Origin of the sequence: Paraburkholderia polaris, assembly GCF_012927345.1 — a bacterium.
In the GTDB taxonomy this organism is placed as follows: Bacteria; Pseudomonadota; Gammaproteobacteria; order Burkholderiales; family Burkholderiaceae; genus Paraburkholderia; species Paraburkholderia polaris.
In genome coordinates this window covers 23491-41193 of the sequence record NZ_JABBGJ010000040.1, presented here as the reverse complement: position 1 = coordinate 41193, position 17703 = coordinate 23491, and the positions used below count along the sequence as shown (strand labels likewise).

Genomic DNA, 17703 nt, shown 5'->3' with positions numbered 1-17703 from the left:
AAAATAGAAAAATCACGCATCCCGCAGCGATTGCAGCGCGGGCCGCGCCAGCACATGCCGCAAGCTGAGCCAGCCACCCACGCCCGCGCAGGCAATCCCGGCTGCAACACCCGCAGGCAACAGCCACGGATCGAAGGTCAGATAAAACTCGAACACGCGCGTCGCCAGCACCCAGCCGACCACTTGCGCGCCGACCGCCGCCATCAAACCCGCCAGCGCCCCCACCGCCACAAACTCGGCGACCTGCACCGCCCGCACCTGACGATGCGACGCGCCCAGCGCGCGCAGCAGCGCGGATTCTCGCATACGCTCATCACGCGTGCCGGCAAGCGCTGCGTAGAGCACCAGCACGCCGGCCGCGAGTGTGAACGCAAACAGAAACTGCACCGCGCCGATTACCTGCTGCAAGACACGCTGCACCTGCGCCAGAATCGGGCCGGTATCGATTGCCGTGAGGTTCGGATAGGCGGCGATCAGCCCGTCGATGGTCGATTGCTTTTCGGGCGGCAAATGGAAGCTCGTGATGAACGTCGCCGGGAAATCCTGCAAGGCGGCCGGCGGCATCAGCACGAAAAAGTTGACCTTGAACGAGCCCCAGTCGAGCTTGCGCACACTCGTTACCGGCGCATCGATCTGCAAACCCGTCACGTCGAAGCGCAGCGTGTCGCCAGGCTTTACGTTGATCAGCTTCGCAAGCCCCTGCTCAATCGAAATCTGCGGCGTCTTCGTGTCGCCATACCATGTGCCGGCAGAGAGACGGTTGTCGTCGGGTAGCTCGGTCGTGTACGACAGATTGAATTCGCGGTCGACGAGACGCCTGGCATCGTCGCCCTTGAACGAATCCGGATTGACCGGCTTGCCGTTGATCGCGATCAGCCGCCCGCGCACCATCGGCGAGAGCACCGTGCCGGGCACACCGTGCGTGCTCAGATATTGCGTGACAGCGTCGCGCTGGTCGGGCTGGATGTCGATGATGAATTCGTTCGGCGCGTCGGGCGGCGTCGATTTGCGCCAACCGGCCACGAGGTCGTTACGCGTCATCGCGATCAGCAACAGGCACATCAAACCGATGCCGAGCGCGGTGATCTGTAACGCGCTCGCGCCGCTGCGCCGCTCTAGCGACGCCAGCGCGTAGCGCCAGCCGATTCCGGCGTTCACGCGCTCGCTGCGCACGACACGCGACGCGCCCCACAACGCCAGCCGCGCGATGCACGCGAACGCCAGCATTCCGCCGGCAAAGCCGCCCGCGACGATGCCACCGAGCTTCAACTCGCCCGCCGCGACGATCAGGAGTGCCGCGAACAACACGATGCCGAGCGCATAGGCGGCCCAGGCAGTGCGCCCCGCTTCACCCCATTCGCGACGCAGCACGCGCACCGGCGGCACGCGCGTCAGTGGCAACAGCGGCGGCAACGCGAAGCCGAGCAGCAGTACGAGACCCGCCGCGATACCTTCGAGCGCCGGCCACGCGGTTGGGTACGGCAACGCGACGTCGATCAGACTGCCGAGCCACGTTAGCAATGCCATGTGCCCCAGGTAACCGAGCGCCACGCCGAGCGCACCGCCGATCAAACCCAGCCCGACGAATTCAAGTGTGAACAGCGTGCGCAGTGTGGCCTGACTGACGCCGAGGCAGCGCATCGCCGCGCAGCCGTCCAGATGCCGGCGCATATACCGATGGGCGGCCATCGCGATCGCCACCGCCGCGAGCAACGCGGTGAGCAGCGAGACGAGCGTGAGGAAGTGACCCGCGCGGTCGAGCGTCTGACGCACCTGCGGCTGGCCATCCTGCAACGACTCGAGCGCGACGCCGCGCATCTTGCCGCCGTCCACCTTGTCATGCGCGAACTGCGCGAAGCGCGCTACCGACGCATCCGGTCCCGCCACCAGCAACCGGTAAGTCACGCGGCTACCGAAGGTGATGAGGCCGGTCGATTGGACCTCGTCGGCACGCAGCATCAAACGCGGCGAAAAATTGACGAACGAAAAGCCACGGTCGAGTTCGCGGGTAATCACCGCGCCGATCGTGAAGCTGCGAGACCCGACCTTCACGGCGTCGCCGACATGCAGCTTCAATGCGTCGAGGAGTGCCTGATCGACCCATACCGTACCCGGCGCCGGAATCGACTGTGTGGGATGGTCTGCCGCGCCAGGCGCCGGCGCGATCCGCAACGCGCCGCGCAACGGATAACCCGGCGACACCGCCTTGATGGCGGCCAGCCGCGAGACCGGCTGCGCAGCGGTCGAATTGATCATGCTGGGGAAGATCGCCGTGCTGGCGGTATTCAGACCGAGCGCGCCCGCTTGCTGCGCGAACTGCGGATCGACCGGATGATCGGCACGGACGATGAAATCGGCGGCGATCATGCGCCGCGCATCACGCTCGAGCCCCTGATGCAAGCGGTCAGCCAGAAAACCGACACTCGACAACGCCGCGACGGCCAGCACCAGTGCCAGCAGCAGCATCGTCAATTCGCCCGCGCGCCAGTCGCGCGCCGTCATGCGGATGGCCTGGCGCAGCACATCCGCGCCGCCCAGCCGGCGTGTTGGCCGTGAGGCCGACCGCGCCGCAGCACCCCTTACCGTATCGCTCAATCGTGCCGACTCCTGGCAAAGCGCGACACCATGTGCGTCGCCATCCCGCGAAAACCGCCCTGCACCCCGCGCCACAGCCGCGGCAACGCCCAGCCTGCCAGCATCAGGAAGCCCACCATCAATACCAGGAACAGAACCGGCACGAACAGCGCGAGCAGCATGCCGCCGAACACGAGACCATCTTCAGCGGTCGAGGTCACGACATTCGACACCGGTTCCGGTGACAGATTGATCAGCGCGCGCGTGCCCGCTTTCGCCAGATGCGCGGTGCCCGCCAGCGTGCCGCCCGCAAGTGCCGCGACCGTCAGCAGCGCGGGATCGGCATGGCCGAGCGCGCCGGCCGCCAGTACCGCGCCGGCGGGAATGCGGATAAAGGTATGGACCGCGTCCCATAAGGAATCGAACGCTGGGATTTTGTCGGCGAGAAATTCCGTGACCGTCAGCACGCCGGCAACGCCGATTACCCACGGCGAGGACAGGGCGGACAGCGTATCGGGGAGATGGATGAAGCCCAGACGTGCGAACACGCCGGCCAGCAGGACTGTCAGATAGAGGCGCAGACCGCTGCCCCATGAGAGGCCCGCAGCGAGCGAAAGTGATTCAAGCATGGCCGCCTCCAGGCGCGCTGTGCGTGCCGGGCGCTTCGACGGGCAAAAGAAAGGGAGCCGCCGCACCGAAGTCGTCAGACCCGCGCCAAGCCGGCCGCGCCAAATGGGCCGCGGGCAATTTCAGGTTGGATTCAATCTCATTATAGCCACGTTAATTCGCAGAACGCAGAGCGGCGAACAAATGGCGGGCTCTAATGGCGTCCAGTTTGCACCCGGCTCGGGCACACGCGGACACGACAATCTGGCTGAACAACAAGGGCTCAATGCCCCGACGACAGCTTCAACCCGATCAATCCGATCACGATCAGCGCCGCGCTCGCCACCCGCGCGGCCGTCAGTGCCTCACCCATCATGACGATGCCGAAGATAAACGCGCCGACCGCGCCGATCCCCGTCCACACGGCGTAGGCCGTGCCGAGCGGCAACTGGCGCATCGCCATCGCGAGCAGGACAAAGCTGCTGAGCGCGGTCACCACCGTGAATACGGATGGCCACAGGCGGGTGAAACCTTCGGAGGTTTTGAGACCGGCCGCCCATGCGACTTCGAGCAAACCGGCAATCAGCAGAAGAATCCAGGACATGAGACAGCTCCATGGTCAGATGGGGCCGTCCCCGTTCGTAGCGGATGCGCAAGGTCGTCCTTACGATCTGTAAATTATATCAAAATAGCACGCCGCCTTGCTGCAGCGACAAGCCGAAAAGGCGCGCAAGGGCGCGGCGGACGCCTCGGGCAGACTCAAACCGCGCCCACCAGCCGGTATCCCACGCCCGTTTCCGTGACGATATGCTCCGGTTGCGCCGGATCGCGCTCGAGTTTCCCGCGCAGATGCGCCATATAGATACGCAGATAGTGATGGCTCTCGACATGCGACGGCCCCCACACGTCGCGCAGCAATTGCCGGTGCGTCAGCACGCGGCCGGCGTGGCGCACCAGCGTCGCGAGCAGGCGGTATTCGATCGGCGTGAGATGGACGGCGACGCCGTCGCGGCTCACCTGACGCAAGGCCAGATCGACCGTCACCGCGCCGAAGCGCACCAGCGGCGATTCATTCGCGCCGCCCTGATTGCGGCGCCGCATATGCGCGCGGATTCGCGCCAGCAGTTCGGAGACGCCAAACGGCTTGGTAAGGTAATCGTCCGCACCGGCGTCGAGCGCGGCGACTTTCTCGGTTTCCTGGGTGCGCGCCGACAGCACGATGATCGGCAACTCGCTCCAGCCACGCAGTTCGCGAATCACGTCGAGACCATCGGTGTCGGGCAAACCGAGATCGACAATGACGAGATCGGGTTTGCGCGTCGCGGCTTCGACGAGACCTTGCTTGCCGGTCTCGGCGTCGTGCACGACGATGCCCTCGCCTTCCAGCGCGGTTCGCACGAAACGGCGAATCTGCTTTTCGTCTTCAATCAGGACGACGGTGATGCTCGGGTCACTCATGGCTAGGCTTGGAAAGCGGGTTAAGAGTTGAATCAAGGTCGGGCAAAACGTCGGCGCCTTCGTCTTCCAGCGCATCCGGTGCTTCGGGCGGTGTTTCCACCGGCAGCGTGAACCAGAAGCGCGCGCCTTCGACGCGACCGTCCGCGGACATCCGATTGAGCGCGCCGATTGTACCGCCGTGCGCTTCCACGATCGCGCGGCAGATCGCAAGGCCGAGGCCGATGCCCGGCTTGGCCGACTCCTTCTCGCCACGCGTGAATTTCTCGAACACACGCGCTTCCATGCCGGCTGGCAGACCCGGCCCGTTATCGTCGACCGCGACGCGTACGAACGACTTGCCATCCGCGTCAAGACGTTGCGCGCCGATCGTCAATGGCGCATCCGGCGGCGTGTACTTGGCCGCGTTCTCAAACAGGTTCGAGAAGAGCCGCTCCATCAGAACGGCATCGAGGTGCAGCAGCGGCAAATCCGCGGGCAGCTTCACCTGCACCGGATGATTTGCCAGCACCCGTTTGCACGCCCGCAGCGCGGCGCCCACCGTTTCTTCGAGGAGCGTCCACTGCTGGTTCAGTTGCAGGCTGCCTGCCTGCAAGCGCGCCATGTCGAGCAGATTGGTGACGATGCCGGTCATGCGCAGCGCTTCTTCGTGGATCGCTTCGACCAGATCGTCGCCGGGTTGCGCACCGGGATGCGCCTCGCGCGATTGCGCCAGCATCGACGAGAAGCCGACGATCGTGGTCAACGGCGTACGCAGGTCGTGCGAAATCGCCGACAGCAGCGAATTGCGCAAACGCTCCGATTCCATATTGACGAGCGCGTCGCGCGCGATGTCGACGTAATGCACCCGCTCCAGCGCTAGCGCGATTTGCGCGGCGAACGCGTCGAGCATGCGTTGCTGCTCGGGCACATCCAGCTCGCGCTCGTCGCGCATCACGACCGCGAGCACGCCGCGCGTACGCATCGGCGCCTTCAGCGGCAGATACAGCGCGGCGGCAGCCGGCAACGTATCAGTGCCTTGCCCGGCAGGCTTCTGCTGATCGTAGACCCATTGGCCGACGTCGATATCGAGCATCTCGCCTTCGAGCGTGATCGTCGCGTCGGGGTCTTCGATCTTCTGCTTCACCTGATCGGCGCTGTCGGGCAGCAGGATCGCGACACGTGCGCCGAACACTTCGCTCACATGCCGGCTGCCGATGCCGACGATCTGCTCGGTGGTGAGCGCCGCCGCCAGTTCACGCGCCATCGCGTACATCGCGCCGGTGCGTTGCTCCCGACGCCGCGCGACACTCGCTTCGCGGCGCAAGCTCGAGGTGAGATGGCTGATGACGAGCGACGTCAGCAGCATGCCGAAGAAGGTCAGCAGGTACTGCGTGTCGGACACCGACAGCGACATGCGCGGCGGCACGAAGAAGAAATCGAACGCGGCCACGCTCATGAACGACAGCACGACACCCGGCCCGCGCCCCAACTTCACGGCCGTGAAGATCACGCCGAGCAGGTACAGCATCACGAGGTTGGTCAGATCGATATGGTCGATCAGCTGACTCGACAGCATCGTAATGGCTGCGCAAATCGCCAGCGCGAAACCATAGGCGCGCGGTGGCGAACGGCGTTCGCGTGCCGTGCTCAGCGCCTCGCGCCACGCATTCGCGGTGGTATTCAGCAAGCGGCGATGCTCGGCGCCGTCGCGTTCCGACGACGCGCGAATCAGCGTGAGATCGAGATCGCCCGCGCGTTCGGCGATGCGCTCGCCGAGCGGCCGGCGCAGCCAGCGCTTGAGACCGCTGCGGGCCGAAGCGCCGGCCACCAGCTTGGAGACGTTGCGAGCCTGCGCGTAGCCGATCAGTGCGGCGACCGCATCGGTGCCCGCCAGCGTCGCGGTTTCAGCGCCGAGTTCGGCGGCGAGCTTCAAGGCGTTCAGCGTGCGTTCGCGGCGTGCGTCAGGCAAACGCTGCAGCGCGGGCGTTTCCACATAGACGGCGATCCAGTCGGCCTTCAGGCTGGCGGCGAGACGCGCCGCCGCGCGCACCAGCATCGGCGCTTCCGGGCCGGGACCCACGCACACCAGCAAGCGCTCACGCGCCTGCCAGATCCGCTGGATCGAACGATCGGCGCGATATTCCCGCATCTGCGCATCGACACGGTCCGCGGTACGGCGCAATGCCAGCTCGCGCAGCGCGATCAGGTTGCCCTTGCGAAAGAAGTTGCGCACCGCGCGCTCGGCCTGCTGCGGCAAATACACCTTGCCGTCACGCATCCGATCGAGCAGTTCTTCGGCGGGCAGGTCGACCAGCGTGACTTCGTCGGCGCGATCGAACACGCGGTCGGGCACCGTCTCCCAGACGCGGATGCCGGTGATCTGGCCGACCACGTCGTTCAGGCTTTCGAGGTGCTGAACGTTGACCGTGGTGTAGACGTCGATGCCCGCGTCGAGGAGTTCGTAGACGTCCTGCCAGCGCTTCAGATGCCGTGCGCCCTGCACGTTCGAATGCGCGAGTTCGTCGACGAGGATCAGCTGAGGCTTGCGGGCGAGCGCAGCGTCGAGATCGAACTCGCCGAGCTTGCGGCCGCGATACTCGATATGCGCGAGCGGCAGCACGTCGAGGCCTTCGAGCAGTGCAGCGGTTTCGCTGCGGCCATGCGTTTCGGCGATGCCGACCACCACGTCCGCGCCTTCATCGGCACGGCGCCGCGCGGCTTGCAACATCGCATAGGTCTTGCCGACGCCCGCCGACGCGCCGAAGAAAATCTTCAGCCTGCCCCGTTGACGCTTTTCTTCGTCACGTTGCAGCTTGTCGAGCAGTTCATCAGGATCGGGGCGGTTCATGCTCAATGGTTTTCATAGTAAGGCGAGCGATAGTGCATGCATGGTGGCACGGCAGCGGCCGCGCCGCAAATGGCGAAGGCGGCACCGCATGGACGCCGCCTCCTCGAACCACAGCCATCACCGGCGCTTATCGACGCTCAACCGTGTTTCATCTCATCCAGTGCCAGATTCAGTTGCAGCACGTTCACGCGCGGCTCACCGAGAATGCCGAACTGGCGGCCACTCGTATAACGATCGACCAGCGCCTGCACATCGTTCGCGGCGAGCTTACGCGCTTTGGCGACGCGTTCGATCTGATACGCGGCGGCCGCCGGGCTGATCTCGGGATCGAGACCGCTGCCCGAAGACGTCACCAGATCGACCGGCACCGGCTGCGACATATCCGTGCCAGCGGCCTTCAACGCGTCGATGCGGCCTTTGACTTCATCGAGCAGCGCCGGGTTGGTCGGGCCGAGGTTCGAACCGCCCGAGTTGGTCGCGTTATACGGCATCGGGCTGGTGGCCGACAGGCGGCCCCAGAAGTACTGCGGCGCGTCGAACTGCTGGCCGATCAGCTTCGAGCCGACCACCTTGCCGTCCTGCTCGAGCATGCTGCCGTTAGCCTGGTTGTTGAAGGCCGCCTGACCGACTGCGGTCATCACAGCGGGATAAGCGAGTCCGGTGACGGCGGTCAGTGCCGCGAAGATCACGATCAGCGGACGGAACAGATTTTTCATGATGTGTAATTCCTCTTAAACAGCCGCTTCTCAAACCCAGCCGAACGCGGCCAGCACCATATCGATCAGCTTGATGCCGATGAACGGCACGATGATCCCGCCCAAACCGTAGACCAGCAGATTGCGGCGCAGCAGGATCGCCGCGCCCAGCGCCCGGTACTTCACGCCCTTGAGCGCCAGCGGAATCAGCAGCACGATGATCAGCGCGTTGAAAATCACCGCCGACATGATCGCTGAGGCCGGCGTGGCCAGATGCATCACGTTCAGCGCGTTCAGTGCCGGATAGGTCGTGGCGAACGCTGCCGGGATGATCGCGAAGTACTTGGCGACATCGTTGGCAATCGAGAACGTGGTGAGCGAGCCGCGTGTCATCAGCATCTGCTTGCCGATCTCGACGATCTCGATCAGCTTGGTCGGATTCGAATCGAGGTCGACCATGTTGCCGGCTTCCTTGGCCGCCTGCGTGCCGGTGTTCATCGCCACCGCGACGTCGGCCTGGGCGAGTGCCGGGGCGTCGTTGGTGCCGTCGCCGGTCATCGCCACGAGCCGGCCTTCAGCCTGGTGAGCGCGGATCGTGGCGAGCTTCGCTTCCGGCGTGGCTTCGGCGAGGAAATCGTCGACGCCTGCCTCTGCTGCAATCGCTGCTGCCGTGAGCCGGTTGTCGCCCGTCACCATGATGGTCTTGATACCCATCTTGCGCAGCTCGGCGAAGCGCTCCTTGATGCCGCCCTTCACCACGTCCTTCAGTTCGATCACGCCGAGCACGCGTGCGCCCTGCTCGCCTTTCTCGGCGACCACCAACGGCGTGCTGCCGCGACGTGCGACTTCAGCAACTGCGGTGCTGACTTCGTTCGGGAAACGGCCGCCGTTCGCTTCGACGTAGTTCTTCACTGCGTCGGCTGCGCCCTTGCGGATTTCACGGCCCGGCAGATCCACACCGCTCATCCGCGTTTGTGCCGTGAAGGCGAGGAATTCCGCCTTCAACGTGGCCATATCGCGTTGACGGATATTGAAGCGCTGCTTGGCCAGCACAACGATGCTGCGGCCTTCCGGCGTTTCGTCGGCGAGCGACGAAAGCTGGGCGGCGTCGGCCAGTGCTTCTTCGGTCAAACCCGGCGCCGGCACGAACTGCGATGCCTGACGGTTACCGAGCGTGATCGTGCCGGTCTTGTCGAGCAACAGCACGTCGACGTCACCGGCCGCTTCCACCGCACGGCCCGAGGTGGCGATCACGTTGGCCTGCATCATCCGGCTCATACCGGCCACACCGATCGCCGACAACAGCCCGCCAATGGTGGTCGGAATCAGACACACCAGTAGCGCGACCAGCGCGGTAATCGTGACCACGTGACCGGCTTTTGCAGCTTCGACCGAAAACATCGAGAACGGCAGCAGCGTGGCGGTAGCCAGCAACATCACGATGGTCAGCGCGACCAGCAGAATCGTCAGTGCGATTTCGTTCGGCGTCTTCTGACGCTTGGCGCCTTCGACCATCGCGATCATGCGGTCGAGGAAGGCTTCGCCCGGATTGGCCGTCACACGCACGACGATCCAGTCCGACAGCACGCGCGTGCCGCCCGTCACCGACGAGAAGTCACCGCCCGACTCGCGGATCACCGGTGCCGATTCACCGGTGATCGCCGATTCGTCGACCGACGCGACACCGTCGATCACTTCGCCGTCAGCCGGAATCACGTCGCCGGTTTCGACCAGCACGACGTCGCCTTTACGCAGATCGGACGCCGTCAGAATGCGGATCGGCGACTTCGGATGCGGCTCGTTGAGCTTCTTGGCCATCACGTCTTTCTTCGCGCTGCGCAGCGACGCTGCCTGAGCCTTGGAACGGCCTTCGGCGAGCGCTTCCGCGAAGTTCGCGAACAGCACCGTGAACCACAGCCACAAGGTGACCGCGAGAATAAAGCCCGCGGGCGCCTCGGCCTGACCGCCGAGCGCGGCGACCCACAGAATGGTCGTCAGAATGCTGCCGACGTACACGCAGAACATCACCGGGTTACGGAACTGCGTGCGCGGCGTGAGCTTTTTGAAGGAGTCCACGATCGCCGGGCGCAGCAGCGCCGGGTCGAACATGGACCTGGTTGCATTATGTTCAGTCATTGAATCCTCGAATTTCCCGTTTGCGCCTGTTCACTCGTGTTGGTTCGCAAGGGCTGCCTCAATGGGCGCCCATCATCATCAGATGTTCGACACCAGGTCCGAGCGCGAGCGCGGGCACATAAGTCAGCGCGCCAACCAGCAACACCGTGCCGAGCAGCAGCACGACGAACAGCGGGCCGTGAGTCGGCAGCGTGCCGCCGGTCACGCCGATGCGCTTCTTCGATGCCAACGAACCAGCAATCGCCAGCACCGGGATGATCGTGCCGAAGCGGCCGAACCACATCGCAATGGCCGTGAGCCAGTTGTAGAACGGTGTGCTCACCGTCAAGCCGGCAAACGCGCTGCCGTTGTTATTCGCGGCCGAGCTGAACGCGTAAAGGATTTCGGAGAAGCCGTGCGCGCCGGGGTTCGCGATACCCGCTTTGCCCGCATCGGTCAGCACCGCGATCGACGTGCCCACCAGCACCAGCAGCGGCGTCAACAGCACCACGATCGACACCATCTTCATCTCGTACGCTTCAATCTTCTTGCCGACGTATTCAGGCGTGCGGCCGATCATCAGGCCTGCCACGAACACGGCCAGCAGTGCGAACACGAGCATGCCGTACATACCGGAGCCCACCCCGCCGAAGATCACTTCGCCGAGTTGCATCAGCAGCATCGGATAGAGGCCGCCGATCGGTGTCAGCGAGTCGTGCGTGTTGGCTACCGCGCCGCACGAAGCCGCCGTGGTCGCCACCGTGAAGATGCCCGACTGCGCGATACCGAAGCGCGTTTCCTTGCCTTCCGCATTACCGCCCGACTGCAACGCGCTCGCCGATTGATCGATGTGCAATGCGGTGAACGCCGGATTACCCGATTGCTCGGCGCTGATTTCGCCGAACACGCATACGCCGAACGCGATCGTCATCGCCGCGAGCACGGCCACGCCCTGCTTGCGGTCCATGATCATCCGACCGAACACGAGTGCCAAGGCTGCGGGAATGATCAGGATCGAGAAGATCTGCAGGAAGTTCGAGAACGGCGTCGGGTTTTCGTACGGATGCGCCGAGTTGCCGTTAAAGAAGCCGCCACCGTTGGTGCCGAGCATCTTGATCGCTTCCTGTGATGCGACCGGGCCCATCGCGATGGTCTGCGTCTTCACCGGCGTATCGACCGTGACCGGATTGCCCTTGGCGTCCTTCACCGGATTGCCCTGTGCATCGAGCTTCGGTGCCGCATACGTGGTGGTTTGCAGCGTGGGCACATCCTGATACGACTTGAAGTTCTGGATCACGCCCTGGCTCATCAGGATCGCAGCCACGATCGCCGACATCGGCAGCAACACGTAGAGCGTCACACGCGTGAGGTCGACCCAGAAGTTGCCGATGGTTTGCGCCGTATGACGAGCAAAACCACGAATCAACGCGATCACCACGACGATCCCGGTTGCAGCGGAGAAGAAGTTCTGCACGGTCAGACCGAGCATCTGCACGAGATAACCGACGGTTTGCTCAGGCGTGTAATCCTGCCAGTTCGTGTTGGTCACGAAGCTGACCGCCGTGTTGAATGCACCGTCGACCGTCATCGGGCCAAACTGCTGCGGATTGCCCGGCAGCCAGCCTTGTACGCGCAGCAACACGTAAAGGAAAAGCGTGCCGAGCGCGTTGAACGCGATCGTGGCGATGGCGTAGTGCTTCCAGCCCATTTCCGCCGACGGATCGACGCCCGCGATGCGATACAGCAAACGTTCGAGCGGACCGCCGAAGCGGACCACGCGCGAAGTGCCGTCCATCACGTTGCTCAGATAGCGGGCCATCGGCACCGCGGCTGCCAGCAGCACGACGATGAAAAGGCCCGCTTGCAGGACATTGTTCGAGTTCATTCAATGTCCTCCGCGCGCAACAGCGCATAGACCAGGTACACAAACAGCAGCGCGGTAGCCGCGCCCGACAACCAGAGAATCCAGGTCATGAGCGAGCTCCCTGGCCACGCCGGAACTGCATCAACTTCTCGCAGCCGGCAATCAACGCAAAGGTCAGCGCGAAAAACAGCACCATCCCCCCGACATACAGCACATCCATTTTTATTCCCCATTCACGGACTTTGGATAGGTGCAACGTTATGCCGAAGCGCGTAAAGGCCTGGTCAAAGATTCGAGATAGGATGTAAAAATCGCGTAAACGGAAAAGGCCGTTCCATCGTGGGATGGAACGGCCTTGTGCCGATGGGTATAGGTTTGCGGTCTTTCGCGCAGGCCTGGCTGCCATGCACCGCAAGCGTCATGGCGCTGGGGTTTTTACACCCGCGCGGTGCTCCGCCATGCGCTTATGGCATGCGCGTTTACGGCAGCAAAACCGTCGAGCCCGTGGTACGGCGCCCTTCAAGATCCGCGTGCGCCTTCCCGACATCCGCCAGCGCGTAGCGTTGATTGATGCTCGTCTTCACCTTGCCCGATACCAGCACGTCGAACAGTTCCGCGGACATCGCCTCGTAGTCGCTGCGTTTGGCCATATAAGTGAAGAGCGTCGGGCGCGTAAAGAACAGCGAACCACGTCCGGCGAATTCCGACGAATCGATCGGCGGCAACGGCCCCGAGGCATTGCCGAAGCTCACGAACAAGCCGAGCGGCGCGAGGCAATCGAGCGAGCCCGTAAACGTGTCTTTACCGATCGAGTCGTACACCACCGGCACACCCGCACCATTGGTGATCTCGCGCACGCGCTTGGTGAAGTTCTCGCGCGTATAAACAATCGCATGGTCGCAGCCGTGCGCTTTGGCGATCTCGGCTTTCTCGTCGGAGCCGACCGTGCCGATCACCGTTGCGCCGAGCGCCTTCGCCCACTGGCAAACCAGCAAGCCGACGCCGCCGGCCGCAGCCTGGATCAGGATCGTGTCGCCCGCTTTCACCGGATACGTACGGCGCAGCAGATATTGCGCGGTCAAGCCTTGCAACATGACGGACGCTGCCTGCTCGTCGGTCAATGCGTCGGGCACCTTGACGACTTGCACCGCCGGCAACACACGCTCCTGGGTGTATGCGCCAGGCGGACGCGCTACGTACGCCACGCGATCGCCCACTTTGAGACCGGTTACGCCAGTGCCGACCGCCGTCACTTCACCGGCCGCTTCCATGCCGAGACCGCCGGGCAATGGCAACGGGTACAAGCCCGTGCGGAAATACACGTCGATATAGTTCAGCCCAACCGCGTTCTGTTTGATGCGGATCTCACCCGCAGCTGGTTCGCCCACTTCGACGTCCACCCATTTCATCACCTCGGGGCCGCCGGTTTTATCGAATCGGATTGCTTTGACCATCATGTCTCCTTGGTTTGTGATGTCGATCGGTCGCACCGCACGCGCGCGTTCAGACCTGCTGCGTAAGGCGCAAGGTCAGCACGTCGAGAATCATTCGCGCGGTTGAAATGTTGGTGGCGCACGGGATGTTGTGAACGTCGCAGGCACGCACCAGCGCGTTGATATCCGGTTCGTGCGGCTGCGGCGTCATCGGGTCGCGCAGGAAGATCACCATGTCCACCCGCCCTTCCGCGAGCTGTGCGCCGATCTGCAGGTCGCCGCCATGCGGGCCGGACAACATGCGTTCGACCGTGAGGCCATGCGCTTCACCGATGCGCGTGCCGGTCGTGCCGGTCGCGACGATCTCGCAGCGCCTGAGCGTATCGACGTATTCGCCGGCCAGTTTGACGATGTCGTCTTTCTTGTGATCGTGCGCGATCAGCGCAATGCGGGTTGTCATGACGTAAGACTCCTGAAACCGTTGTGATTATCGTTGTTGTAGTGATGGTGGTGCCGGTGCTTCAAAACGTGCCCGTTCAGAACGTACCGGGGTAAGCGCCGCCGTCGATCAGCCAGTTCTGGCCGGTGATGTAGCCGGCATGCACGCTGCACAGGAATGCACAGGCGCGGCCGAATTCATCGCGATTGCCGAAACGGCCGGCGGGGATCGTCTTCATGCGCTGCTTGCGCGCATCGTCGACGGAAATGTTTTGCGCCTTGGCTTGCGCGGAAAAGGTGGTGGCGATGCGGTCGGTGTCGAACAGCCCCGGCAGCAGGTTGTTGATCGTCACGCCCGTGGAGGCCACCTTGCTGCGCGCCAGTCCCGCCACGAAGCCGGTCAGCCCCGAGCGCGCACCGTTGGACAGGCCAAGCACGTCGATCGGCGCTTTGACCGCCGAGCTCGTGATGTTGACGATGCGCCCATAGCCGCGCTCGCTCATTCCGTCGATGGTCGCGCGAATCAGTTCGATCGGCGTCAGCATGTTGCTCTCCAGCGCGCGAATCCAGTCTTCGTGCGTGAAGTTGCGGAAGTCGCCCGGCGGCGGGCCGCCCGCGTTGTTGACCAGAATGTCCGGCTGCGGGCAGGCGGCGAGCGCTGCGGCGCGCCCTTCAGGCGTGGTGATGTCGCACGCCACGGTCTTCACTTCCACGCCGCTCTGCTTGCGAATCTCGGCGGCGGTCGCCTCCAGCGTCTCGGCGGTGCGCGCGACGATCGTCAGGTTGACGCCTTCGGCTGCCAGCGCTTCCGCGCAGCCGCGCCCCAGTCCCTTGCTGGCCGCGCAAACCAGCGCGGTGCGTCCTGCGATTCCCATGTCCATGTGTGTATCCTCGTGGCGCGGGGGAGACCCCGCGGTTGCCCAATCGTTGCAAAGATTCCCCCGATTCTAGAAGAATCGGTGCAGGACTGCGCCGGGCCACTGCAATCTCCGGTATCTTCCGGCGCCACTCTTTCGGTAAACTTGCGCCGTGGCGCGTCCGTCAGCCGGTTTCAAGGCCGTGCGGAGCGCCGAACCGATCCCTCTAGCCGCCGCTTGCGCCCCCGCCATGACTCAGGACAGCCGTTTTCCCAATCTTTTCATCCTCGATCACCCGCTGATCCAGCACAAGCTGTCGCATATGCGCGACCGGGACACCTCGACCCGCACGTTCCGCGAACTGCTGCGCGAGATCACGCTGCTGATGGGCTACGAGATCACCCGCAACCTGCCGATGACCACGCGCCGCCTCACCACGCCGCTGGTGGAGATCGACGCGCCGGTGATCGCCGGCAAGAAACTGGCGATCGTGCCGGTGCTGCGTGCCGGCATCGGCATGTCGGACGGCCTGCTGGAGCTGGTGCCGTCCGCGCGCGTGGGCCACATCGGCGTGTATCGCGCCGAAGACCATCGGCCGGTCGAGTATCTGGTGCGCCTGCCGGATCTGGAAGACCGTGTGTTCATTCTGTGCGATCCGATGGTCGCGACCGGCTATTCGGCCGTGCACGCGGTGGACGTGCTCAAGCGCCGCAACGTGGCCGGCGAGAACATCATGTTCCTCGCGCTGGTGGCCGCGCCGGAAGGCGTGCAGGTGTTCCAGGACGCGCATCCGGACGTCAAGCTGTACGTGGCGTCGCTCGATTCGCATCTGAACGAGCATGCGTATATCGTGCCGGGTCTCGGCGACGCCGGCGACCGCCTGTTCGGCACGAAAAACTGACAGCGGGCTGAAAAAACGGAGCGGCGGCGCGAAAAACGCCGCCGCGCGGTTTCCGGCTATGCGGGCACGATCGACAACTCGAGACGCTTGCCGAGCGCGGCTAGCGCCGACGCGATCGTGTCGATCTTCGTGACGTGCCCAAGGTCGATGACGCGCTGGATGTCCTGCGCACGCGTATGAAGACGTCTCGCCAATTCGGAAGGCGACACCTTTTGCGCGAGCATTTCGTTGAGCAGCAGTACTTTGGCGGCCAGGCTGGCAGGCAGCTCGACCAGCTCTTCGCCGCGCCGTGCCTTTGACGGCAACGGAACTTGCCGCTTGTCTTCGAAGTAGAAGTCCATCGCCGTCGCCAGCGCGTCGGCCGCCATTTCGCGCGCTTCTTCGAGCGTTGCGCCCGAGGTCAGTGCCTCCGGAATATCGCGAAAGGAAACGGTAAAGCCGGCTTCGTCTGCTTCGATGCGGGCGGGATAGCGAAACATAGGTAACTCTCCGTGGTCCCTTAACGGGAAAAGCTTGGGCGGTGATGAAGCCCCTTGCGGGGCTTGCCTCGAGTTGCATTTCAGTTGCTTAAGAATTGCTTTGCGAAGCGGCTCCGAAATCTCGTGAGCGGGATGCCTCGGCAGTGTGGTCTGCCGACCGTTCAGATACACCTTCAAATGTTTGCTGCCTTGTTCGAAAGTCGCCCCTTGGTCAGCGAGCCAACGTCTGAACTCGCTTTGCTTCACCGGCCCTCCTGTGTTCATGAACACAGGAGCAAATATAAACAAAAATGTTTATATTTTCAACCGTAATGATGGTCACTAAAGATAAGGGGGATATTTGGCGCGACTGAAAGAGGCGCCTGATGCCCACTTTCGCCTCATACCCCACTGCCGCCCCCCGGCGCCGTGATAAAATTCGAATCCGCTCAAAGAGCGGCTCAACTTGCACAACTGCCTGGCGCATCGCGCCTTCCGCGGGGCTTGCCGGGACTGGCGCGGCGTTTTCAGCCCGCTGGCCGCACCGCTCCGCCCCAACCGCGCTGCAACTTCGGTCCCGCTAGCCGCGGCGCAGCCGGACGCAGCCGGGCGTTATCAAGCTGAAACCGTCTGAATCGAGGCGCAAGATCGCAATCACCAGCGCCCGACATCGCAACGACAATTGCACTATGCGTGCGCCCCACTGGCGCGCGCGATGGAGAAAAGTATGGCGGGTCATTCGAAATGGGCCAACATCAAGCATAAGAAAGCAGCGGCCGACGCCAAGCGCGGCAAGGTCTGGACGCGGCTCATCAAGGAAATTCAGGTGGCAGCCCGCATGGGCGGCGGCGACATCGACTCGAACCCGCGTCTGCGGCTCGCCGTCGAAAAGGCATACGACGCCAACATGCCGAAAGATAACGTCAACCGCGCGATCCAACGCGGCGTGGGCGGTGTCGACGGCGCAAACTACGAAGAAATCCGTTACGAAGGCTATGGCATCGGCGGCGCGGCGGTGATCGTGGACACCATGACCGACAACCGCACCCGTACGGTGGCGGACGTGCGTCACGCGTTCTCGAAGAACGGCGGCAACATGGGCACGGACGGCTCGGTGTCGTTCATGTTCGATCACGTCGGCCAGTTCCTGTTCGCGCCCGGCACGGCTGAAGACAAGCTGATGGACGCCGCGCTCGAGGCCGGCGCTGACGACGTCGTCACGAACGAAGACGGCAGCATTGAAGTGCTGTGCCCGCCGAATGATTTCCCGAAGGTGAAGACCGCGCTCGAAGCCGCGGGCTTCAAGGCTGAACTGGCCGAGGTGACGATGAAACCTCAGACGGAAGTCGAGTTCACCGGTGACGACGCGGTGAAAATGCAGAAGCTGCTCGACGCATTGGAGAGTCTGGACGACGTGCAGGAAGTCTATACAAACGCCGCGATCGCCGACGAATGAGCGTGCCCCGGCGGCGCCTCG

16 protein-coding genes are annotated in these 17703 nt (G+C 63.7%); 2 read left to right on the top strand and 14 right to left on the bottom strand.

The window, feature by feature from the left end:
- Positions 1-12 precede the first annotated feature (12 nt).
- The 13 genes from HHL24_RS31590 to HHL24_RS31530 form a co-directional block, all read right to left on the bottom strand.
- Complete coding sequence (locus tag HHL24_RS31590) at positions 13-2595, bottom strand: ABC transporter permease (RefSeq protein ID WP_169489238.1); 2583 nt, start codon at positions 2593-2595, stop codon at positions 13-15.
- A complete protein-coding gene (locus tag HHL24_RS31585; protein ID WP_169489237.1) occupies positions 2592-3203 on the bottom strand; it encodes a DUF4126 domain-containing protein in 612 nt (203 codons plus the stop codon). Before HHL24_RS31585 ends, HHL24_RS31590 begins: the two co-directional genes overlap by 4 nt.
- A gap of 260 nt (positions 3204-3463) precedes the next feature.
- On the bottom strand, positions 3464-3784 hold the full coding sequence (gene sugE, locus HHL24_RS31580; protein WP_169489236.1) for a quaternary ammonium compound efflux SMR transporter SugE: 321 nt from the start codon (positions 3782-3784) through the stop codon (positions 3464-3466).
- Between the two features lie 155 nt (positions 3785-3939).
- Positions 3940-4638, bottom strand: coding sequence for a two-component system response regulator KdpE (gene kdpE, locus HHL24_RS31575; RefSeq protein ID WP_169489235.1), 699 nt, complete (start codon positions 4636-4638; stop codon positions 3940-3942).
- The gene (locus HHL24_RS31570) at positions 4631-7465 is read right to left on the bottom strand and encodes a DUF4118 domain-containing protein (RefSeq protein WP_169489234.1); all 2835 of its coding nucleotides are present in this window, start codon (positions 7463-7465) and stop codon (positions 4631-4633) included. Before HHL24_RS31570 ends, kdpE begins: the two co-directional genes overlap by 8 nt.
- Before the next feature lie 137 nt (positions 7466-7602).
- Complete coding sequence (kdpC, locus tag HHL24_RS31565; RefSeq protein WP_169489233.1) at positions 7603-8181, bottom strand: potassium-transporting ATPase subunit KdpC; 579 nt, start codon at positions 8179-8181, stop codon at positions 7603-7605.
- A gap of 30 nt (positions 8182-8211) precedes the next feature.
- Complete coding sequence (gene kdpB, locus HHL24_RS31560; RefSeq protein WP_169489232.1) at positions 8212-10296, bottom strand: potassium-transporting ATPase subunit KdpB; 2085 nt, start codon at positions 10294-10296, stop codon at positions 8212-8214.
- Between the two features lie 58 nt (positions 10297-10354).
- The gene (kdpA, locus tag HHL24_RS31555; protein WP_169489231.1) at positions 10355-12160 is read right to left on the bottom strand and encodes a potassium-transporting ATPase subunit KdpA; all 1806 of its coding nucleotides are present in this window, start codon (positions 12158-12160) and stop codon (positions 10355-10357) included.
- A complete protein-coding gene (kdpF, locus tag HHL24_RS31550) occupies positions 12157-12249 on the bottom strand; it encodes a K(+)-transporting ATPase subunit F (RefSeq protein WP_007175651.1) in 93 nt (30 codons plus the stop codon). Before kdpF ends, kdpA begins: the two co-directional genes overlap by 4 nt.
- Positions 12246-12359 carry a hypothetical protein gene (locus HHL24_RS31545; protein WP_054035137.1) on the bottom strand — a complete coding sequence of 38 codons (114 nt, stop codon included), beginning with the start codon at positions 12357-12359 and terminating at the stop codon, positions 12246-12248. The genes kdpF and HHL24_RS31545 overlap by 4 nt, the downstream gene beginning before the upstream one ends.
- 259 nt (positions 12360-12618) lie before the next feature.
- A complete protein-coding gene (locus HHL24_RS31540; protein WP_169489287.1) occupies positions 12619-13593 on the bottom strand; it encodes a quinone oxidoreductase family protein in 975 nt (324 codons plus the stop codon).
- Positions 13594-13642: 49 nt separating this feature from the next.
- On the bottom strand, positions 13643-14032 hold the full coding sequence (locus HHL24_RS31535; RefSeq protein WP_169489230.1) for a methylglyoxal synthase: 390 nt from the start codon (positions 14030-14032) through the stop codon (positions 13643-13645).
- 76 nt (positions 14033-14108) lie between these two features.
- Complete coding sequence (locus HHL24_RS31530) at positions 14109-14891, bottom strand: SDR family oxidoreductase (RefSeq protein ID WP_169489229.1); 783 nt, start codon at positions 14889-14891, stop codon at positions 14109-14111.
- A 226-nt stretch (positions 14892-15117) separates the two neighbouring features.
- On the opposite strand from HHL24_RS31530, the gene upp reads away from it, so the two are divergent.
- Complete coding sequence (upp, locus tag HHL24_RS31525; protein WP_012432337.1) at positions 15118-15768, top strand: uracil phosphoribosyltransferase; 651 nt, start codon at positions 15118-15120, stop codon at positions 15766-15768.
- A gap of 56 nt (positions 15769-15824) precedes the next feature.
- Here upp and HHL24_RS31520 read toward each other — a convergent pair whose 3' ends face one another.
- The gene (locus HHL24_RS31520; RefSeq protein WP_154562237.1) at positions 15825-16247 is read right to left on the bottom strand and encodes a type II toxin-antitoxin system HicB family antitoxin; all 423 of its coding nucleotides are present in this window, start codon (positions 16245-16247) and stop codon (positions 15825-15827) included.
- A 706-nt stretch (positions 16248-16953) separates the two neighbouring features.
- Here HHL24_RS31520 and HHL24_RS31510 point away from each other — a divergent pair.
- Positions 16954-17682, top strand: a complete 729-nt coding sequence (locus HHL24_RS31510) for a YebC/PmpR family DNA-binding transcriptional regulator (protein WP_169489228.1) — start codon at positions 16954-16956, stop codon at positions 17680-17682.
- The last annotated feature ends 21 nt before the right edge of the window (positions 17683-17703 follow it).